Origin of the sequence: Streptomyces sp. NPDC085931 (genome assembly GCF_044540565.1) — a bacterium.
Lineage (GTDB): Bacteria > Actinomycetota > Actinomycetes > Streptomycetales > Streptomycetaceae > Streptomyces.
Genome location: NZ_JBITSK010000002.1, coordinates 152,349 through 173,494 on the forward strand (window position 1 = coordinate 152,349; position 21,146 = coordinate 173,494).

Consider the following 21,146-nt stretch of genomic DNA (forward strand, 5'->3'; position numbering starts at 1 on the left):
CATGCGTATCCGATTCAAGGCACTTCTCGGTCTGTTCGCCGGCGCCGCGCTGTGCCTGACGTCGCAGTCCGTCGCCGCGCCGGGTCCGGTGAACCAGGCTCAGGTCAGCACCGGGACGAAGGCGGCGGCCGCCGACCCGGCCTACAAGATCCTCGTGTTCTCCAGGACGGCGGGCTTCCGCCATTCCTCCATCGACGAGGGCATCGCGGCGCTCCGCGATCTCGGCGCGGCCCACAACTTCACCGTCGACGCCACCGAGGACGCAGGGGCCTTCATCCCCGGCAACCTCGCCCAGTACAAGGCGGTCGCCTTCCTGTCCACCACGGGTGACGTGCTCAACGGCACCCAGCAGACGGCGTTCGAGCAGTACATCCAGGGCGGCGGCGGGTACGTCGGCATCCACGCCGCGGCCGACACGGAGTACGACTGGCCCTTCTACGCAGGGCTGGCGGGTGCGCTGTTCCACTCCCATCCCGCCATCCAGTCCGCCACCGTCGAGGTCGAGGACCGTGCGCACGACGCCACCGCGCACCTCGGCGGCACCTGGCAGCGCACCGACGAGTGGTACAACTACCGCACCAATCCGCGTACCACGGCCCATGTGCTGGCCGCGCTCGACGAGTCGAGCTATTCCGGCGGCACCATGTCGGGCGACCATCCGATCGCCTGGTGCAAGGACTACCAGGGCGGCCGGGCCTTCTACACGGGTGGCGGCCACACCGACGAGTCGTACAGCGAACCCGCCTTCCGCCGCCATCTGCTCGGCGGTGTCCGCTGGGCCGCCGGCATGACCGAGGCCGACTGCCGTCCGGAGACCGGTTACACGCCGCTGTTCGACGGCTCGGGCACCGCGGGCTGGAAGCAGGCGGGCCCGGGCGGCTTCACGCTCGCCGACGGCACCCTCACCTCGCACGGCGGGCTCGGCATGCTGTGGCACTCCGCGAAGGAGTTCACCGGCGACTACTCGCTGAAACTGGACTGGCGCGCGGACGGCGACGACAACTCCGGCGTCTTCATCGGCTTCCCGGCGTCGGACGACCCGTGGTCGGCGGTGGACAACGGCTACGAGATCCAGATCGACGCCACCGACGAGGCGGCGCGCACCACCGGCGCGGTCTACGGCTTCAAGTCCGCCGACCTCCCCGCGCGCGACGCGGCACTGAACCCGCCGGGCGAGTGGAACACCTACGAACTGCGGGTCACCGGGGAGCGGTTGGAGATCTTCCTCAACGGCCGGAAGATCAACGACTTCACCAACACCGACCCGGCGCGCTCCCTCAGGCAGGGCCACATCGGCCTGCAGAACCACGGTGACGGCGACTCGGTGTCGTTCCGGAACATCCGCATCAAGCAGGGCGGCGGCACCTCGCCCGGCCCCCGCTCGGGCGAGGTGAAGGGCGTCAACGGCAAGTGCCTGGACATCGACAACGCCCAGACCGCCGACGGCACCAAGGTGCAGCTCTGGACCTGCAACGCCAGCACCGCCCAGCAGTGGACCCTGCCCGGCGACGGCACCCTGCGCGCCCTCGGCAAGTGCCTGGACATCTCCGGCGGCGCCACCGCCGACGGCACGAGAATCCAGCTGTGGACCTGCAACGGCACCGGCGCCCAGAAATGGACCCCACAGGCCGACGGCACGATCCGCAACCCCCAGTCCGGCAAATGCCTCGACGCCTCCGGCGGCACCTGGAACGACGGCACCCCCGTCCACCTGTGGACCTGCCACACCGGCCCCAACCAGAAGTGGACCCTTCCCTGACGTTCGTGAACGGCAGCCCTGGCATGACACACACCACCTGACGGTGAGGGCTGGCAGACACCCCGGCCCTCACCCATCTCCGGCGGTGCTCGACACGGCCGGGGTGGGCAGCGGCAGCCCGCCGAATGCTGCACACCGGTGAACGCCGCGGCGGCATCTCCCGCCCGGTGGGGACGTCTGCGACGGGCGCGCCCCCATACCTCCGGACGGCACCTGGGGCAACACCCGCGGCTGTCCGTCCTGACCACCGAGCCGACGGCCCCCCTCCGAAACCTCGCCACCTGCACCGACGTTCCTCGCCTACGTCCGACGCCGTTGGGTCGAAATTGCGGGGTGGCCGGCCCTCGGTCCACGCGTTGCCGCGACGACCCGCGGTGCGCTGTCATCCGACGGGAGGAGACATCTCCTCGGGTCGTCGAGAACTCCACCCCCCCCACTCGTCAAGGAGTCGCACCATGCATGCGTCGAGGAGAACGATCCGGCGGGCCGGCATCCTGCTGGCCGCCGCACTGTCGTCGAGCGCACTGATCGCGCCCGGCTCCCCGCCTGCCCAGGCCTCCGAGGCGGCGGCCCCGGCATCCGCGGTGGACCGGTCGCACGCCCAACGCCCCCTGGTGCGGGCGGCCGAGAGCATACGCGCCGCGATCGAGAGCGACACGCGAGGCGGTTACGCCGGCATCGTCCTGGGCGACCACGACGTCACCCTGTGGTGGAAGGGGAAGGTTCCGGCGTCCGTCGCGGAGGCGGTGGAGGACGCGGCTCGTCGGGTGGCGGTGCGGGTACGGCGCGCAGCGCACTCGCAGACCGAGCTGCGGGCCGCCGCCGGCAGGATCCGCGCGTGGCTGGACGCCAACCCCGGCAGCGGGTTCCACGGCGTGAAAAGCCCCGGTGACGGCAGCGGCCTGGTGCTCACCGCGCACCCGGACCGCGCCGCACGGGCCACCGAGAACCTCGCGGCGCTCGGCGAGCGGGCCGACGTCCCGCTCGAGGTCCTGTACGAGAAGCCCATGAAGAACGTCTCCCGCCAGGACGACTCACGCCCATGGTGGGGCGGTGCACGAACCTGGAACCAGACGGCGAGCACGCTGTGCACCTCCGGGTTCGGCGTCCGTGACGCGTCCAATCGCCGCTACCTCCTGACCGCCGAGCACTGCGGGCAGGTGGGACACCGCATCGCGGACGGCAAAGGCGAGTTCATCGGCAACGTCAGCGCGGGTCACGACGACCACGACATCGGCCTGGTCCCCGCCGACAGCGAGAACCGTATGTACATCGGCGGTGGCGACAGCAACACCGGTGTCGACGTGGTCGGGTGGGGACATGTCTTCGTGGGCCAGTACCTGTGCCAGTCCGGCGTGACCAGCGCCGAGGCGACCGGAGCACCGGTGTGCAACCTGAAGGTCCTCTTCTTCTGGCAGGACAGCGAGGACCTCGTCGAGGCCGAACAGGTCCAGGGGCAGACGGCCGCGCGAGGGGGTGACAGCGGCGGATCCGTGTACTCGTCGAACGGCTCGGGTGGTGTCGTCGCCAACGGCACGGTCACCCGCGCCGGCGGCAACCGCCTCGGCTTCCAGGACTTCGCGACGGCCAACCGCGACTTCGGGGTCACCATTCCGTAGCACCCCACCCAGGGCGGCCGGTCACGCAACTGCGGACGGCCGTCCTGGATGCCGCCGTGCGTGGTTGGGCCACCGGCACACGAGCGGCGACAATCGCCGTACACAGCGGTCGCATCGACAGACCGTTCGCATGGCGCCGACCGCTCGACGCGGACGCGGGTGACGTGATGTCGCGATTCGAGAATGCCGAGAAGCCGTCCGGCAGCGCACAGTTGTATACCGAACCGTTCGACGTGGCGCTCAAGTCGGCCATCCAGCGCCGGGGCCTGTCCCTGGAACGGCTGCGCCACCACCTGGCCCGCCGGGGTGTCCGGATCGGCCTGTCCAGTCTGAGCAACCGTGTCGTGACGGCAGGGGCAGTGCTGTCCGGACCCGCCCGGGGACGGTCGTGATCGCCGGCCGGCCGCGCCTGCCGGTGCGGGGCCGGGCGGGCTCCAGGGGGTTCACCACTCCGGCTCGGTGGCGGGCGACGGGAGACCGAGGACGGCGCAGGTGACGCGGGCCACCCGCTCGGGCACGGCCGAGGGATCCGCGGACGGCTGCAGCATGTGGCTGATCGTCAGGCGCACCACCACGTCCGCCGCCTCGGCACGCCGCGCCGGGGGAACACCGGCCGCCGCGGTCTCCAGCCACGCCGCGACCAGACGGCGGGCCTCGGAGAACACGGGATCCGGCCGACTGGTCAGGAACGGGAGCAGCGCGTCCGTTCCCCCTCGGGCAGCCGTCACCACGGCCGCTATGAAGGGGCTGCGCTCCGCCTCGGCCAGGGCGTGCGCGACACCGGCAGTCACAGCAGCGAAGATGTCGTCGCGTGCGCCGTCCAGCACGGCGCCGACGCCCAGCAGGAAGCGCTCGGTCTCCCGGTGCACCAACGCCCGCCCGATCCCGGCACGGTCACCGAACTCGGCGTAGACGGAGGGACGCGACACCTCTGCCCGCTGTGCCAGGTCCGCCACCCGAACCCGGTCCCAGCCCGCTTCGGCGGCCAGCAGCCACGCCTCCCGCAGTACCCGCTCCCGCATGCTCTTGCGCCAGGCGACCCTCGGCGGATCGGGGGGCGAGTCGGCAGTGGACGCCCGCGCATCCGCCTTCCTCGTTGCAGGCTCTGTCATAGGCACAGGGTATTGAGGGGCGGTCTGCCTCGCCTCGAAGACCGCCGCGTCGGGCCGCCGCGACTTCGATCAGCCTCATATGACGACCCGTCAGAACGTTTACACTGCGCCGCCTTTGTCAGCGGCTCGGCGACCTGCCACTGTCGTAGGACCCCTCCAGCGCACGCTGCTGCCGGCCGGATGACCGGTCGGCAGCAGCGTGCGTCCCTCATCGAACTCGAAGGGAGTCCTGATGGAGCCGACTCCGGACCGTGTCCGTCCCTGGCGGGACCGTAAACGACCCCTGTGGCTGCTCGCACTCGCCGTACCGACGCTTCCCTTCCAGGCCGGCGCCCTCGTGTCCGTCACGAACGCCGGGGTCTTCTGGTGGTGGGGACCCTTCTTCGCCTTCGTGCTCGTCCCGGTCCTCGACCACCTGACGGGCCGGGACAGTGCCAATCCGCCGGAGGAGGTGATGGCGGCGCTGGAGGCCGACCGTTACTACCGTTGGTGCACCTACCTCTATCTGCCTCTCCAGTTCGGCGCTCTGGTGTGGGCCTGCGGCATGTGGTCCACGGGTCACCTGCCCGTCGTCGACGCACTCGGACTGGCCGTCACCACGGGCGTGGTCGCGGGCGTAGCGATCAACACGGCCCATGAACTCGGCCACAAGCGCGAGCAGTTGGAACGACGGCTGAGCCGGATGGCACTCGCCCAGAGCTGGTACGGGCACTTCTACGTCGAGCACAACCACGGCCATCACATCCGGGTCGCCACACCGGAGGACCCGGCGAGCAGCCGCATGGGGGAGAACTTCTACCGCTTCCTGCCTCGTGCCGTGTTCGGGGGCCTGCGCTCCGCCTGGCACCTGGAGAAGCGCCGCCTCAGCCGGCGCAGCCGGCCGGTTCTCGGCCCGCACAACGAGATCCTGACCGCCTGGGCGATGTCCGCCGTGTTGTTCGCCCTGCTGACGGCGGGCTTCGGTCTCGCGGTCCTGCCGTACCTCGCGCTGCAAGCCGCCCTCGGCGCCTGTCTGCTGGAGACGGTCAACTACCTGGAGCATTACGGGTTGCTCCGCCGGCGCCGCCCTGACGGCCGTTATGAGCGGGTGGCACCACGGCACAGCTGGAACAGCAACAACACTGTCAGCAACCTGTTCCTCTTCCAGTTGCAGCGCCATTCCGATCACCACGCGAACCCGCTGCGCCGGTACCAGACCCTGCGGCACTTCGACGAGGCGCCCGAACTGCCCTCCGGGTACGCGTCGATGATCGTGCTGGCCTGGTTCCCCCCGTTGTGGCGCAGGGTGATGGACCCGCGGCTTGCGGCGCACTACGAGGGTGACCTGTCCCGAGCCAACCTCCACCCCCGCATGCGCCGCCGCCTCGGCATACCCCACGACAGTCCGGCGCCGTCCGGGACGACTTCCTCGCGCAGAAGTGCCTGACGCCGCCGTCAGCCGACTCGCCGCAGCCGGACCAGGGCGCTCGCGCAGTCACCGGCCGGAAGCCGAGGGACAGGCAGCCCGTAGCCCATCAGGGTCTGCCCCGTCCGCACTGCACCGGTGTCCTCGTCCCGGTAGCGGCCCCGCACATCGAGCGCGCGCAGCCGCAGCGGTGGATGGCCGGGCCCGAACGAGGCGGTGGGCCGCCACACGAACACCACCACCCGGTCGGCGTCGGCACTCGCGTACTGAACGGCTGTCAGAGGTCCTTGTCCCGGTGCGAGCAGCCGGTACTGGAGCCCGTGCTGCACCACCGGCCGGATGTCCTTGTACTGCGCGACCAGACGAGCCGCCTCGGTCAGCTCTCGCGCGCTCCATTTCGTCAGGTCGCCTCCGAGCCCCAGGACTCCCGCCATGGCCGAGTGGAAGCGGAAGGCGAGGGGGACGGCGCGGCCCGTCAGCGGATTGGGGCTGTCGGTCACCCAGGCCGACATCACCGCGGCCGGGTGGAGCTGCCCGAAACCGTGCTGAATGGTCAGCCGGTCCACCGCGTCGGTGTTGTCCGAGGTCCACACCTGATCGCTGCGCCCCAGCATGCCGAGATCGATCCGCCCTCCCCCGCCGGCGCACCCTTCGACGCGAAGGCGCGGGAACGTCGCCCGCAGCCGGTCCAGCAACCGGTACAGGCCTCGGGCGTGTTCCACGTACACGCTGCGCGCGTCCGGCCCACCCGCGTGCGCACCGGCTTCGGTGAAGGAGCGGTTGAAGTCCCACTTGAGGAAGTCGACGTCGTGGTCACCGATCAGATCGCACAGCCATCCGTACGCCCAGTCCGTCACCTCCGACCGGGAGAAGTCGAGCACCAGTTGGTGGCGCAGTTCGGTGGCGGAGCGATCGGGCAGATGCACCACCCAGTCAGGGTGGGCGCGGTACAGGTCGCTGTCGGCGTTGACCATCTCCGGTTCCACCCACACTCCGAACGCCATGCCCAGCCGGTGCACCTCGTCGGCCAAGGGGCGCAGGCCTCTGGGGAAGCGGCGCGGATGCGGCGTCCAGTCGCCGAGACCCGACCGGTCGTCGTCCCGGGTACCGAACCAGCCGTCGTCGACCACGAACAGCTCCACCCCCAGGTCGGCCGCGCGCCGGGCCAGCGCCAGCTGGTTCTCCTCGCTGACCTCGAAGGAGGTGGCTTCCCAGGAGTTGTACAGGATCGGCCGGAGTTCGTCCGGGTGCGGCAGAACATGGCGGCGCACATAGGTGTGGAATGCGCGGCTGACGGCACCGAAGCCGTCCGGGCTGTACACCGCCACGCTGACCGGCGTGATGTGCCGCCCACCCGGAGGGAGGGCGATCTCGACACCCTCGTGGCCTTCGGACGCCACGACGCCCACGCGGCCGGCCGCGGTGCGCTGCACCGTGAGGCGCCAGCTGCCGCCGGCGGCCAGGGCCATGGCCCAGACCTCGCCGCTCTCCTCGGCGGCGCCCGCGGCGTCGAGCATGACCCAGGGCGCGGCGTGGTGGCCGGTATGACCGCGACGGCTGGTCAGCGTCGTCTCTCCGACCGCCGGAGGACACCGTTCCAGCCGGTTCTCCGCGGACCAGCCGCCGTGGACGGAGGACAGCCTCCAGTCCGCGCGCTGGGGCAGCGGCCAGTGCGCGGCGGCGCTGCGCCACAGGAGCAACGCCTGGGCACCGGTCTGGCCGGTGTGCGTCAGCTCCGTCCAGCGCTCGAGCATGTCCCCGCCGGGCTGCACCCGGTAGTGCAGTTCCCATGCCAGTGGCCGCGACCTGTCGCGTTGCAGGATGGCGACGTGGCCCTCGCGGACGATCCTCCACCCTTCGACTCCGGGCTCGACCGGGTTGCTGCCGTCGGCGAACCGCACCTCCAGCGCCGGCACGCCGAACCGTGCGCCTCCCTCGACCGGGTACTCCTCCACGCCGTCCGAACGGCCGGCGAAACTGTCGTCGTGTTCGGCCCATACCGGCAGCCTCGCGGCGTCGGCCAAAGGAAGAGGCGCGCCCCAGTGCACATGGCGCACGGTCCCCTCACGGAAGTCGACGCGTAGGACGTAGCACCAGGTCGCGGTGCGCAGCAGCACGGTGCCACTGGGTTCGTCGATCTCCACTGCCCCGTGGTGGAGCTGCGCGGTCGTCTGGGCGGACATCAGGACACTCCTGGAGGCAAGGGGGATGGGCACGGTAGGGACGTGACTGCCGGGTCAGGCCTGCTGCGGCGGCCGTTCCTCGCGGAGGACGGCCACACCGCCGGCCGGGATCTTCGTGTGAGAGCCATCGCTCACGGTGTCCAGGAGCCCGAGCCCGCCGACCGGCACGTCGACGTCGCCGTCGGTGTGATTGATCAGGAAGAGGAACGATCCTCCGGGCCCGGTACGGCGCACCGCCTCGACGCCCTCGGGGACGTCGGCCACGGAGCGCAGGCCCGCCGTCTCGGCGACCTGCCGGACCACTTCCCGCAAGGTGGGTCCGGAGGCCCTGGTGGCCACGTACCAGCCGGTTCCCGCGCCGTAGGCATGCCGTGTGACGGCGGGTCCGCCCCGAGCCGGGCCTCCGCCCGCGTCGTCCGCGAAGCGCACCGTGGCGGTACATCCGCGCGGCTCGACGCGTTCGGCCCACTGGACCGCCACGCTGCCGTCGCTCAACCGGATCGTGTCCTCCGTCCGGAGCGGCAGGTACTCGTCGACGCGCAGCCCGAGCACCTCACGCAGTGCGCCCGGGTAGCCGCCCGGACGGACCTGGTCGCGCGCGTCCACCACCCCACTGAAGCAGCCGACGGCGAGATGGCCGCCCTGACGCACGTACCGGGTGAGGGCGTCGGCGTGCTCGTCGGCGAGGAGGTACAGGTTGGGGGCGAGAACCGCCTTGTACGGCGTCAGATCCTGCCCCGGTGGGATGACGTCGCAGGTGATGTTCAGGGCCCACAGCGCCTCGTACCACTCGCGCACCAGGTCGAGGTAGCGGGTGCGGGCCGAGGGGCGGGCCTGCAGTTCCAGCGCCCACCAGTTGTTCCAGTCGAAGAGCAGCGCGACGTCGGCCCGGACGCGTGTGCCCACCACGTCGGCGAGGCTTGCCAGGTCTGCTCCGAGCGCCCGTACCTCACGCCAGATCCGGGTGTCGGTGCCGCCGTGGGGCAGCATGGCGGAGTGCCACTTCTCGGCGCCCGCGCGGGACTGCCTCCACTGGAAGAACATGATGCCGTCCGCGCCTCGGGCCAGGTGCGCCATGCTGTTGCGCCGCATCTCCCCCGGGCGTTTGGCCACGTTGACGGGTTGCCAGTTCACGGCCGAGGTCGAGTGTTCCATGAGCAGCCAGGGCCGGCCGGCTGCCATGCCCCGGGTCATGTCGGCGTTCAGGGCGAGGTCGATGTGCCCGTCCGGGTCGGCGGCGGGGAGATAGTGGTCCACGGAGATCAGGTCGCACTCCGGAGCGAAGGCGTAGGCGTCGACCTTCTTCTCCAGGGTTCCCAGGTGATTGGTCGTCAGGGGCGTGCCGGGTGCGAAGCGGCGCAGCAGGGCCGCCTCCGCGCGGTGACGGTCGAGCAGGGCGTCGGAGGAGAACCGGTGGTAGTCGAGTTCCTGCCCGGGGTTGCGCAAGGCTGTCGTCTCACGCGGCGGGTCGATCTCCTCCCAGTCGCTGTACCGCTGGCCCCAGAAGTCCGTCCCCCACGCCTCGTTGAGGGTGTCCAGCTCGCGATACCTCTCGCGCAGCCAGGTCCGGAAGGCGCTCGCGCTGACATCGCAGTAGCACAGGGCGTTGTGGTTGCCCCATTCGTTGTGGACGTGCCACATCACGAGGGCGGGGTGGTCACCGTAGCGTGCCGCCAGCTGAGCGACCAGGGCGTCGGCGGCCGCGGCGTAGGCCGGGTGACTGGGGCAGAAGACCTGCCGGCTGCCGTGGGACAGCCGGGTGCCCGAGGCGGTCACGGGCCTCGCGTCGGGGTGCCGGCGGGTGAACCACGGAGGTGGGGCGGCCGTCGCGGTGGCGAGGTCCACGGCGATGCCGTTCTCGTGCAGCAGGCCGAGCACCTCGTCGAGCAGGCTCCAGTCGTAGGTGCCGGGCCGGGGCTGGAGGCGCGACCAGGAGAACACTCCCACGGTGACGAGGTTGACCCCGGCCTCGCGCATCAGGCGTACGTCTTCGTGCCACGTCTCCCGCGGCCACTGCTCGGGGTTGTAGTCCCCGCCGTACGCGATGCCGCCGAGCCGCCGGTTGAGTTCGGTCAGGGGGTGGTTCACGACTTCACGGCTCCGGCGGCGAGTCCGGCGCGCCAGTAGCGCTGCAGGAGGAGGAAGGTGAGGACGATGGGGACGACGGAGATCAACGCGCCCACGATGGTGAGGGTCTGCAACTCGGGCAGCCGACTGGTCTGCGACTGCCAGGTGAACAGGCCGAGGGTGACCGGGTAGAGACGGTCGTCCTGCAGCATCACCAGCGGCAGCAGGAAGTTGTTCCAGATGACGACGAACTGGAACAGGAAGATGGTGACCAGCGCCGGCGCCATCAACCGCAGGGCGATGGTGCGGAAGATGCGGAACTCGCCCGCCCCGTCCATACGGGCGGCCTCCATCACCTCGTCCGGCACCGAGGCGGCGGCGAAAATACGGGAGAGATAGACGCCGAACGGGCTGACGATGCTGGGCAGGAAGACCGACCAGAAGGTGTTCGTGGCATCGACCTGCGCGAACAGCAGGAACAGGGGCAGGGCGAGAGCGGTCGCCGGTACGAGAACACCGCCCAGGACGATCGAGAAGACCAGCTCGCGCCCCCGGAACGCGTACTTGGCCAGGGCGTAGCCGGCCGCGGCGGCCAGCAGCGTGGCGACGGCAGCACCGGCACCGGCGTACAGCAGGCTGTTGAGCAGCCAGCGCGCGAACACGCCGTCCTGCTGGGAGAACAGCGAGGTCAGGTTGTCGCCCAGGTGCCACGCAGCGGGCAGCAGGCCCGGGGTCGTGACCAGGTCGCTCTGGCTCTTGGTGGAGGAGATGAGCAGCCAGTAGACCGGCAGCAGCATGTAACAGGCGACCAGGACCATGAAGGTCACGGCGACGACGGTCGAGGCGCTGATCCGGGGGCGGCGTCCGGCCGGTGCCGAGGTCGCGTGGGCTCCCGCGGTGCGGGTGAGGAGGCTCATGCCTGCCTCCTTGCGGTGAAGCGGAGGAAGAGGAAGGACAGCAGGAACGTGACCGCGGCCAGGATGACCGACAGGGCCGCCGCGCCGCTGTAGTCGTCACCGGAGGCGAGCGAGTAGGCGGCGAGGTTGGGGGTGTAGGTACTGGTCACGCTCGTGGAGATGGAACGGAAGACCTGCGGCTCGGTGAAGAGCTGGAAGGTGCCGATGATGGAGAACACGCCCGTGAGGACGAGGGCCGGCCGGATGATCGGGAGCTTGATGCGCAGGGCGATGGTCCAGCCGGTGGCTCCGTCCATCCGGGCGGCCTCCTCGATGTCGGAGGGGACCGCCTGCAGGGCGGCGTACAGGATCAGCATGTTGTAGCCGGTGTACGTCCAGGTCACGACGTTGCCGATGGACCACAGGACGGCGCCGGGACCGAGCAGGTCGACGCGCGCTCCGGCGGAGTCGAGCAGATCCACGACGGGCGACAGGCGGGGGTCGTACAGGAACGCCCACATCAGTGCCGCCACCACACCGGGGATGCCGTACGGCACGAAGTACACCAGGCGGAAGAAGCGCTTGGCGCGGGCGACCGCCGAGTCCAGCAGCAGGGCGAGGGACAGGGCGAGGGCGAGCATGACCGGGATCTGGACCAGGGCGAAGCCGGCGACGCGCAGCACGCTGTCGGTGAAGAAGTCCGCCTGGAGGATGTCGGCGTACTGCTCGAATCCGGCGAAGACCGACTGGGTGCGGCCGAAGGTGCCGCCGGTGCGTTCGGTTTTGTGCAGGCTCTGCCAGAAGGCGTAGCCGACCGGCACGAGGGTGAACAGGACGAACGGGATGAGGAACGGAGCCAGGAAGGCGTAGGGCGCGCGGGTTCGGCGCGGACGGCGGCGCGGCCCGGGTCGGACGGTGGTGGGAGTCACGGAGAGCCTTTGCGGGTGCTGATCCCTGCCGCGCGGGCGGCAGGGAAGGACGGGGAGGAGGTCCGGTCAGTCCGCGACGTCGAGGGACTGCTTGCGCAGGGATTCGACGCTCTGGGAGTCGGTCTGCTTCAGCACGTCGGCGAGGGTGTTCTTGCCGCCGATCACCCCGGCGGTGCCGTCGCTGAGGTAGCGGTAGGTGTCGGTCATGGTCGGGCCCCACGTGAAGTCGGTGTCCACGTTCGCGGAGGCCTGAGCGAACACGTCGAAGATCTTCTGCCCACCGTAGAAGTCGACCGGCTTCTTCAATGCGGGCAGGTCGAGGCCGGCCTTCGCGGCCGGGTAGAGCCCGCCCTCGCGGTTCAGGATCTCCAGCGCTTCGGGGTCGGTGTTCAGCCAGAGAGCGAACTCGGCCGCCTCGGCCGGGTGCTTGCTCTTGCCGAGTACCGCCGTGGTGGAGCCGCCCCAGTTGCCGGCCTGCTTCGAGCCCGCCTGCCATTGCGGCATCGGCGCCACGGCCCACTTGCCGTCGGTGGACTTGGCGTTGTCGCGGATGGTGCTGTAGCCCCAGGCGGCGCTGATCCAGGTGACCACTTCGCCGGAGTTCCACGCCTTGTACAGCGCGGGCGAGAAGCCCTGCAGGTCGGTGGCGACGAGCTTGTCGTCGATCATCTTCTGCCAGTAGTCGGCGACCTGACGGCTCTCGGGCCGGTCGACGGTGACCTTCCATGCGTCGCCGTCGCGCTCGAACATGGTGGCCTTGTTCTGCCACAGCAGGCCGGTGAACCAGTTGGGGTCGGTCTGGGAGAAGTGCGTGATGTACTTGCCCGCCTGCTTCAACTCACGGGCCTGGTCGGCGTACTCGTCCCAGGTGGCCGGCGCCTTGAGCCCGAGCCGGTCGTAGATGTCCTTGCGGTAGAAGAGCGCCATGGGACCGGTGTCCTGCGGCACCGCCCAGACGCCGTCCTCCCCGTTGGCTCCGAATTCCACCTGTGACCAGGTCCAGTCCACGAACTTCTCCCCCGCCGCCTCCACTCCAGGACAGGAGGAGATGTCACGCAGGCCGTCCTTGAGACGGAAGCTCGCCAGTGAGTCGTACTCGATCTGACCGAGGTCGGGGGCCTTGCCGGCCTTCAGGGCGTTGGACAGATTCTGGTACGTGCCGGCGTTGCCCGCGGGCGTGGTCTTGAGCTTCACCTGGATGTCGGGGTTCTTCCTGTTCCACGCGTCCACCGCCTCCTGCATGCCCGGGACCCAGGACCAGTACTGCAAGGTGACCTTGCCGGAGGACTTCTCGCAGGACGTGTCCGCCGCGGCGTCGTCCTCGCCGCCGCCTCCGCAGCCGGTGGCCGCGGCGAGGGCCATGACCGTCGCACCGACGACGCAGCGCCTGAGCAGAGCTGAAGTGCGATCACGCGTTGCCATGAGGTTGCTCCTTGCGTTCAGGGTCCGCCTCGGAGAAGCGGTGGCCGCAACCTTCACAACAGGAATCCACAGAAGTCAACAGTGTCGACACACGTTGATGAGAATCGAGCCCTCATCGTGACCGTTGCAGCCGAGGCCCGAAAGCGCCAAACACCCCTCTGAGCTGGCCTTTTATCGAGCCAGGGAGCCGACTTGCGCCAGGCCCTCGCAAGACGGAATCGATTACGCTACGGTGGCTCACCGAAGTATGTGGGCGCCAGTTCACCCACTATGAACCGATTTGAGCGACAGTTCAGGCCGAGGCCCGCGCGATGAACTCCGCCTTCACATGGACCACCCGATGCACGCTGCGGCCGTCGAGTCGTTCCTTGAGGAGCCGGGCGGCGGCCCGGCCGACGCTCTCGGCGGAGTAGCGGATCGTCGTCAGCTGCGGATGCACCAAAGAGGCGAAGGAGGCGTCGTCGTGCCCCACCAGGGCCACCTCACCGGGGATGGCGACACCCAGTTCCCGCGCCTTGTCCATGGCACCGATGGCGATCACGTCGTTGGCGCAGAACACGGCGTCCGGCCGGTAGCGCCGGCTCATCAACTGAGCGAACCCGTCCGCCCCCGCCTCCCGGGTGTGCTCGCCCCGGATCACCAGTTCCCGCGGCAGGGAGGTACCGAACTGGCGGGCCAGGGCCCGGAGAAGCTCCAGACGTGGATCACCGCCCGTCGCATCGCGGGGGCCCGCGATCATCGCGATGCGGCGGCGCTGCGCGGCGGTCACGCGCTCCAGAGCCTGCCGCGTCGCGATGCGAGCGTCGGGCGTCACCAGATCGACCGGACCGAACGGAACGTCGGCACTGACCACCACGGGAATCCCGGCGTCGGTCAGCGTCTGCATGTCACGGGGCAGCAGCCGGAAGGGCGTGATCACGACACCGGCGAAACGCTGTTGCACCGCCTCGGCCAGCAGCGCGCGCTCCTCGTCCCGGCGGGCCCGTGTGTTGCACACGACGACATGGATGCCCATGCCCCGCAACTCCTCCTGCAGGGTCGCGGCGAGCTGGGCGAAGAAGGGATTGGCGATGTCGGGCACGATCAGCGCCACCAGGCTGGACCGGCCTGTCCGCAGGGTGCGCGCCGCCGTGTTCACGGTGAAACCCAGCTCGGAGATGGCGGCCTCGACCGCCGCCCGCGTCCCGGGTGCGACGGCCCGTTTGCCGGACAGGACGTAGGAGACCGTGGCGGTGGAGACTCCGGCCGCACGGGCGACGTCTGCCATGGTGACCCGCTCTTGCACTGCTCACGCTCCCTTCGTGCGCCGTCACCCTACTTCACGGGAGATGTGCCGATGGAAGCGCTTCCATGTCGGGAACACGGCTGGCCGCGAGCCTGGGGCCGGTGCCCGGAGGTCCTGGGCTGGTGGCCTCTGGCTGCCGGACCCGGTCGGGTGGTTCCGGCGCCTGGCGGCCATGTGCCCATGACCTCACCGAGCCACGCTGCCCTCCGTCATTCCCTCGTCCCGATCGCGTCCACCGGGCGGACGCGCAGCATCAGGCGGGTGGGCAGCATCGCGCCGGCCATGGCCAGCAGCGCCGTCGATCCGACGATCGCGAGCCAGCCGAGCGGCGGCACGGCCGGGACCGGTCCGCCCGTCAGCGCCAGGGCGACCAGGGCCAGCGGCGGCACCGCGAGCAGCGTGCCCAGGATCCCTCCGACCGCCACCACCGCGAAGCTCTCCCGCCGCACCATCCCCAGCACTTGGGCCCGGCTGCTGCCGGTGAGCCTCAGCAGCGCGAACTCCCTGCGCCGGGAGGCGGTGTTCATCGCCTGCGTGTTGACGACGGTGAGGGCGGTGTACGCGAGGATGACCCCGACCACCACGTAGTTCACCCATGCCACGGCCCGCTGTTCCGCCACCTGTGCGTCGGCGGCCAGTGCGCCGCTCGGCGTGGCACCCGGGTAGTCCCGTGCCAGCGCGGACAGTGCGCGCGCGGTGTCGCCGCCGGCGCCGGGGGCCGACCGGACCAGCACCGCCTGGTCCAGGCCCGCCGTGGTGTGGGACAGCAGCAGGTCGTGGTCGAAGGTGAGGTCGGCGAAGCCGAGTCCGCGCCCGTAGACGGCGATCACCTCGCCGGTGAAGGGCGTACCGTCCCCGAGGTACAGCCGGGCCCGGTCGCCGACACCCAGTCCCAGCCAGGAGGCGGCCGTGGTGCTGAGGGCGACCGTGTCCGGGGCCAGAGCGGAGAGGTCTCCTTCCCGTTCGTCCAGGTCGACGGTGGCGGAGAGGGCCGCGGGCCGCAGTCCCTGCGCGGTCAGCGAGACGGTCTCCTGCGTGCCGAGCAGCGAACCCACGCCGATCGCCTTGGAGCGGACCACACCGGTGGCGGCCGTCACCCCCGGCAGTTCGGCGGCCCGGCGCGCGAGCTCCGGTGACATGCCGGCGGGCGCGGTGACCACGTGGTCGGCGACGGTGCCGGAGCGTATCTCGTCGGCGGACCGGCTCAGTTGGGTGGTCTGGGTGAAGACGACCGTCGCGGCGAAGGACACCGCGAGGACGATGGGGGTGATCGCGGCCGCCGTCCGGGCGGCCCCGGCACGCGAGTTGACCGCGGCGAGCCAGCCGGTGACACCGGTCCGGTCCATCAGCGGTGCGAGGAGGGCCGTGGCGGCGCGGGCGATCAGCGGTCCGAGGACCGCGGCGGCGATCACGAGCAGCAGCACGAGGGAGTTGGCCAGTCCGACGAGGGTGAGGAAGTCGGTGCGGTAGCCGAGGCCGAGGCCCAGCGCGGACACGGCCAGCACGAGCAGGACACCGCCGGTGATCAGGCGGCCCCTGCCGAGGCCCGCCGGTTCGGCGGCGGCTTCGCGCAGCGCCTCGGTGGGGCGGACGCGGGCGGCCCGCCGGGCGGCGACGGAGGTCGCCGCCACCGCGGTCAGCACGGTGGCGCCGACGGCGGTGAGGAACGGGAGCGGGCCGATGACCGGCCGGAAGTCCGGCGGCACCAGGCCCCGTCCGGCGAACTGTCCGCTCAGCCAGTGGACGACCGCGACGCCCAGCGGGCAGCCGAGGACACCCGCGACGAGGCCCGCCACCGCCGACTCCGCCGTGATCATGCGGTACAGCTGCCCGGGCGTGGTGCCGATCGCGCGCAGCAGGGCCATCTCGCGACGGCGGTGGCGGACGGCGAGCGACGTGGTGGCGCACAGCACGAACACGGCCACGAGCAGGACGTTGCCGCCGATGGCGGTGGCCAGCCCTACGAGGTTGGCCGCGCCTACGGCGATGTCGGTGAACTCCGCCTCACCGCGTGCGTCCCCCGTGTACACGGCCGCGTGGTGTCCGGCCAGCACCCGTTCCAGGGCGGGCGCCACCGTGGCGGGCGCGGTGCCGGGCGTGGTGAACACGCCGAACGCGTCGGCGGAGGCACCGGAGTGGGGTGCGAGCCGCTGCATCGCGGCTCCGGAGACGTAGAGGACCGCCTGGCGGGGCGTGCGGTCCCGGTCCAGGGCCACCAGTCCGGCCACCCGGAAGGTGAGCGGCGTGGACGCGGTCATGAGCCGGACGGTGTCGCCGGTCCGTACCCCGGCGCGTGCCGCGAGGCGGGTGTCCAGGACGGCCTGGTGGGCCCCTCTGGGGCCGCTCCCCTCGGTGAGACGGAAGCCTCCGAGAACGCGGCTCGACCAGGTGTGCGCCTGCGGCAGGGACCCGTTGGCGCCGGTGACGGCACCCCCTGCGGCCAGCAGACGCACCGTGACGCGGCGGTCGGGCACCACGGACGCGACCCCGTCGACCGCGGCCAGGTCGCGGGCCAGGGAGGCGTCGAGGCGCGGGCGTTCCAGCAGCGGCTGGGAGCTGCGGTAGTCGGTTCCGTCGGCGGACTTCACGTCGAGGTCGACGGACTGCCGGCCGGCGACGATCAGCGGAGCCCTGTCGTACCGTTCGGGCGGCAGGGCGGAGCGCAGCCCGGATTCCAGCAGGACGCCGCACGCGCTGATCACGGCCGCGCCGAGCAGGAGCGCGGTGAACGTGGCGGCGAAAGCCCCGCCGCGGGCGCGCAGGGTGGCCAGGGCGATCCGCAGCATCAGCGGGTCCTCCGCAGCTCGGTCATGACGCTCTTGACCTCGGCGGCGGACGGCGAGTCCACACGGCTCACCACGCGCCCTGCGGCGAGGAAGAGGACCTGGTCGGTGTGCTGGGCGGCGACCGGGTCGTGCGTGACCATCACCACGGTCTGGTGCAGGTCGGTCACCGCCTGCCTGAGCAGGGCGAGGATCTCGTCGGCCGTGTCGGGGTCGAGCGCGCCGGTCGGTTCGTCCGCGAAGATCACCTCGGGGCGGGTGACGAGGGCGCGGGCGATGGCGACCCGCTGCTGCTGTCCGCCGGAGAGCTGCGAGGGGCGCCGGCCGAGCAGCCCGGTGAGGCCGACCGCGGCCATGACGCCGTGGAGCGCGTCGCGGTCCGGCTGCGTCCCGGCCAGCCGCAGGGGCAGGGTGACGTTCTGCTCGACGGTGAGCGACGGCAGCAGGTTGAAGGCCTGGAAGACGAAGCCGATGCGGGTCCGGCGGAACCGGGTGAGCTGCTTCTCGTCCAGCTCGCCGAGATCCTGCCCGCCGAGCTGCACGGTTCCGGACGTCGGCCGGTCGAGCCCGGCGGCGCAGTGCAGGAAGGTGCTCTTGCCGGAGCCGGAGGGGCCCATGACGGCGGTGAAGCCGCCGGCGGGGAGGCCGGTGCTGACGTCGTCGAGTGCGACGACCGCCGACGGCCCGCGGCCGTACTTCTTGGTCACCTGGGTCAGGCGTACGGCGGTGAGGGACGGGTCGATGCCGATGGGGGCGCCGGGGGTGGCGTTCCGGCCGCGTGTTCCGAGCATGTGCTGCCTCTGGATCGTCGAGGGGTGCGGGGATGTGTCCAGTCCACCGGCGTCCGGGGCCCGTGACCTCCGCCGGTACGTCGAATCACCCGCTCCGCCCGGCGGGTGAGGCGCGCCGGGGCTTCCGCCGCCGGGACGAGATCGCCGGGTACACCGCCACCTCGTGCGGGGCGCGTCTCCTCCTCAGGGAGGAGACCGGGAGGAGGAAGGCGGCCACACGATTCCGACCCCGGAGGGGGCAGGCCGGATGAGCAGGCCCTTTACCGTGGGAGCATGAAAGAACCGGGGTCACTCGCGGGCCGTCAGGTGCCCGCCGCGGTGACGGACGCGACGCTGGCCGTCCTGGCGGCGGCCGCGTGCCTCGCCCTGCCGCAGGCAATCCCCCCGGACAGTGTGTCCCTGCGGCAGCCGGACGCGTGGTGGCTCGTGCTGGTGCTGCTGTGCACGCTCCCCCTGGCCGTGCACCGCCGAGCGCCGCTGGCCGGCCTGCTGGTGATGGCGGTCGCGGCCGGGACGCTGCAGCACCTGTCCTACGTCCCGCAGCTCGCCGGCCCCGAGGGCACGTCGATCGGTCCCACCTACCTGGCCGTGGCCACCGCCGTGTTCCTGACGGCCGTACGCGGCTCGCCGAGGGTGACGACCTTCGTCGCGGCCGTGTTCATTCCGCTGAGCGCGCTGACGGAGGCCTTCCTCGCACCGGCGGGACACCGGCTCGCGGCACTGCTGACCGACGCGGTGCTGCTGCTGGCGGCGTGGGCCCTGGGCCGGCTGTCCCGGGCCCGGACGGCCGTACGGGACGAGGCCATGCAGCGCGCGGCCGCCCTGGAACGCGAGCAGGCCGCCAACGCGCGGGCCGCGGTGATGCAGGAACGGGCGCGGATCGCACGCGAGTTGCACGACATCGTGGCCCACAACGTGAGCCTGATGGTGGTGCAGACGATCGCGGCCGACCGGATCCAGGACCGCTCGCCCGACAAGGCGCACGAACTGCACGCCACCGTCGAGCAGACGGGCCGGGACACCGTCACCGAGCTGCGCCGGCTGCTGGACGTGCTGCGCACCGAGGAGGACGCGGAAGGCGCACCGTCGAAGGAACCGCCCCAGCCGACCATCGAGGCGCTGCCCGCCCTCGTCGACGCCGTGCGGGCCACCGGCCTGGACGTCGACTACGAGGTGTCGGGCCCGGAGGTGGCGCTGCCCGCGGGCTACCACCTGACGGTGTACCGAGTCGTGCAGGAGGCGCTCACCAACACCGTCAAGCACGCCGGCGCCACCCGCGCCCGGGTGCGGCTGCTGTGGGAGGAGGAACCGGGCCGGCTGCACGTCCGCGTCTGCGACGACGGGCCGGGCGGCACCGGCCAGGCCGCGGCCGGGCCCCCCGTGGCCGCGGAGGGCTCCGGTCATGGTCTGCTGGGGATGCGGGAGCGCATCGCCGCCACGGGCGGCACACTGCACACCGGTGACCGCCCGGGCGGCGGCTACTGCATCCACGCCGTCCTGGACCTGCCCGAGGACGACGGCATCACGAACGAGGGGGAACGTGCGCGCCATGGGATCCATCAGCGTCCTGCTGGCTGACGATCAGCCGATGATCCGGACCGGCTTCCGCTACATCCTGGAGGCGGAGCCCGACATCGAGGTCGTCGGCGAGGCGGCCGACGGTCACGAGGCCGTCGAGGCGACCCGGCGGCTGTCACCGGACATCGTCCTCATGGACATCCGCATGCCGCGGATGGACGGGGTCGAGGCGACCCGGCTGATCGCCGAGAGCGGTCTGCCCAGCCGGGTCGTCGTCCTGACCACGTTCGACCTGGACGAGCATGTGGTCGACGCCCTGCGGGCCGGGGCGAGCAGCTTCCTCGTCAAGGACGGTCCCGCCGACTCCCTGGTCTCGGCCATCCGAACGGTGGCCGCCGGCGAGGCCGTGCTCGCGCCCCGGGTCACCCGGCGCCTGCTGGAGCGCTTCGCCCGCCTCCCCTCGGACGCCGCTCCCCCGGTTCCCCCGCGTCTGGACGTGCTGACCGGTCGCGAACTGGACGTGCTGCGGGTCCTGGCGCGCGGACTGTCCAACTCCGAGATCGCCGTGGAGCTGAACATCGGCGAGACGACGGTGAAGACGCACGTCGCGCACATCCTGGAGAAGTTCGGCCTGCGCGACCGGGTGCAGGCGGTCGTCCTCGCCTACGACTCGGGCCTGGTGGAGCCGCGCCCGGCCCGCGGACCCGCACAGCCCTGATTCCGGAGGCCCGGGCACGCCGTGCCCGGAGCGCTCCCGGCCCGTACCACCCCACCGGAAAGGCACTGTCATGCACACACTGATCGGGTTGCTCGTCGTCCTCGTCGGACTGACGGTCATGGCGACGTTCGAGAGCCGGGCCCGTCGGCTGGACCGGCGGATCGCCCGCCTGGACCACAGGCTCGACCTCCTGATGCGGCACCACGGCGTGCCCGACGACGACCCCGAACTGGCGGAGGTGGCGGCCCTGGTGCGCGCCGGACAGCACATACCGGCGATCAAGAAGTACCGCGAGGCCACCGGGGCCGGCCTGCTGGAGGCCAAGCAGGCGGTCGACCGTCTCCAGCGGTGACGGCACGCACGGCGGGAATCCGGACGGAACGTCGGACGTGAGGCCCGTGGACCGACCGGTACGGAACCGCACCGGGGACGGTGCCGCGGACCGCCTCGGAGCGGCCTTCGGAGCCCTGCGGCGGCAGGGCCGGTCCCTGCCGCCGCTCGTGCCCGGCACTGCCGTGCCGGCCTACGGGACGGGGCTGGCGGCAACTGTGACGGCCTTCGCCCTGGCCTGACCCCACTTCACGCAGGCATGACACGACAAGCTCGCGGCCGACCGGTCCGAGGGCCCCAACTTCGCCCAGCCCACGTCGGCGTTACTG

The 21,146-nt window shown here is 71.3% G+C and carries 16 protein-coding genes; 7 read left to right on the forward strand and 9 right to left on the reverse strand.

The window, feature by feature from the left end:
* Position 1 precedes the first annotated feature (1 nt).
* From ACIGAN_RS03730 to ACIGAN_RS03740, 3 genes are all read left to right on the forward strand, one after another.
* Entirely contained in the window at positions 2-1,759 is a 1,758-nt protein-coding gene (locus tag ACIGAN_RS03730; protein ID WP_365096997.1) for a ThuA domain-containing protein, read from the forward strand.
* Between the two features lie 455 nt (positions 1,760-2,214).
* A complete protein-coding gene (locus ACIGAN_RS03735) occupies positions 2,215-3,378 on the forward strand; it encodes a hypothetical protein (RefSeq protein ID WP_399854670.1) in 1,164 nt (387 codons plus the stop codon).
* A 167-nt stretch (positions 3,379-3,545) separates the two neighbouring features.
* Positions 3,546-3,770 carry a hypothetical protein gene (locus ACIGAN_RS03740; RefSeq protein WP_399854671.1) on the forward strand — a complete coding sequence of 75 codons (225 nt, stop codon included), beginning with the start codon at positions 3,546-3,548 and terminating at the stop codon, positions 3,768-3,770.
* A gap of 51 nt (positions 3,771-3,821) precedes the next feature.
* On the opposite strand, the gene ACIGAN_RS03745 is transcribed toward ACIGAN_RS03740, so the two are convergent.
* A complete protein-coding gene (locus ACIGAN_RS03745; protein WP_399854672.1) occupies positions 3,822-4,490 on the reverse strand; it encodes a TetR/AcrR family transcriptional regulator in 669 nt (222 codons plus the stop codon).
* A 232-nt stretch (positions 4,491-4,722) separates the two neighbouring features.
* Here ACIGAN_RS03745 and ACIGAN_RS03750 point away from each other — a divergent pair, with 232 nt between their 5' ends.
* A complete protein-coding gene (locus ACIGAN_RS03750; RefSeq protein ID WP_365742621.1) occupies positions 4,723-5,916 on the forward strand; it encodes an alkane 1-monooxygenase in 1,194 nt (397 codons plus the stop codon).
* 8 nt (positions 5,917-5,924) lie between these two features.
* Here the strand turns inward: ACIGAN_RS03750 and ACIGAN_RS03755 are convergent, their stop codons facing one another.
* The 8 genes from ACIGAN_RS03755 to ACIGAN_RS03790 form a co-directional block, all read right to left on the reverse strand.
* On the reverse strand, positions 5,925-8,078 hold the full coding sequence (locus tag ACIGAN_RS03755) for an alpha-galactosidase (RefSeq protein ID WP_399854673.1): 2,154 nt from the start codon (positions 8,076-8,078) through the stop codon (positions 5,925-5,927).
* Positions 8,079-8,132: 54 nt separating this feature from the next.
* Positions 8,133-10,166: a beta-galactosidase gene (locus ACIGAN_RS03760; protein WP_399854674.1), complete on the reverse strand. Its 2,034-nt coding sequence runs from the start codon at positions 10,164-10,166 to the stop codon at positions 8,133-8,135.
* Complete coding sequence (locus ACIGAN_RS03765; protein ID WP_365742615.1) at positions 10,163-11,062, reverse strand: carbohydrate ABC transporter permease; 900 nt, start codon at positions 11,060-11,062, stop codon at positions 10,163-10,165. Before ACIGAN_RS03765 ends, ACIGAN_RS03760 begins: the two co-directional genes overlap by 4 nt.
* On the reverse strand, positions 11,059-11,970 hold the full coding sequence (locus ACIGAN_RS03770) for a carbohydrate ABC transporter permease (RefSeq protein WP_399854675.1): 912 nt from the start codon (positions 11,968-11,970) through the stop codon (positions 11,059-11,061). The genes ACIGAN_RS03765 and ACIGAN_RS03770 overlap by 4 nt, the downstream gene beginning before the upstream one ends.
* Positions 11,971-12,036: 66 nt before the next feature.
* Positions 12,037-13,392, reverse strand: a complete 1,356-nt coding sequence (locus tag ACIGAN_RS03775; protein ID WP_399854676.1) for an ABC transporter substrate-binding protein — start codon at positions 13,390-13,392, stop codon at positions 12,037-12,039.
* Between the two features lie 292 nt (positions 13,393-13,684).
* Positions 13,685-14,659, reverse strand: coding sequence for a LacI family DNA-binding transcriptional regulator (locus ACIGAN_RS03780; RefSeq protein ID WP_365096970.1), 975 nt, complete (start codon positions 14,657-14,659; stop codon positions 13,685-13,687).
* A gap of 227 nt (positions 14,660-14,886) precedes the next feature.
* Positions 14,887-17,463, reverse strand: coding sequence for an FtsX-like permease family protein (locus ACIGAN_RS03785; RefSeq protein WP_399854677.1), 2,577 nt, complete (start codon positions 17,461-17,463; stop codon positions 14,887-14,889).
* Entirely contained in the window at positions 17,463-18,251 is a 789-nt protein-coding gene (locus tag ACIGAN_RS03790; protein WP_365096966.1) for an ABC transporter ATP-binding protein, read from the reverse strand. The genes ACIGAN_RS03785 and ACIGAN_RS03790 overlap by 1 nt, the downstream gene beginning before the upstream one ends.
* Positions 18,252-18,524: 273 nt before the next feature.
* Between ACIGAN_RS03790 and ACIGAN_RS03795 the strand changes: the two genes are divergently transcribed.
* From ACIGAN_RS03795 to ACIGAN_RS03805, 3 genes are all read left to right on the forward strand, one after another.
* The gene (locus ACIGAN_RS03795) at positions 18,525-19,829 is read left to right on the forward strand and encodes a sensor histidine kinase (RefSeq protein WP_399854678.1); all 1,305 of its coding nucleotides are present in this window, start codon (positions 18,525-18,527) and stop codon (positions 19,827-19,829) included.
* Positions 19,801-20,487 (forward strand): response regulator transcription factor, encoded by a 687-nt coding sequence (locus tag ACIGAN_RS03800; protein ID WP_365742603.1) that lies wholly within the window; start codon positions 19,801-19,803, stop codon positions 20,485-20,487. Before ACIGAN_RS03795 ends, ACIGAN_RS03800 begins: the two co-directional genes overlap by 29 nt.
* Before the next feature lie 70 nt (positions 20,488-20,557).
* The gene (locus tag ACIGAN_RS03805) at positions 20,558-20,839 is read left to right on the forward strand and encodes a hypothetical protein (protein WP_365096959.1); all 282 of its coding nucleotides are present in this window, start codon (positions 20,558-20,560) and stop codon (positions 20,837-20,839) included.
* Positions 20,840-21,146 lie beyond the last annotated feature (307 nt).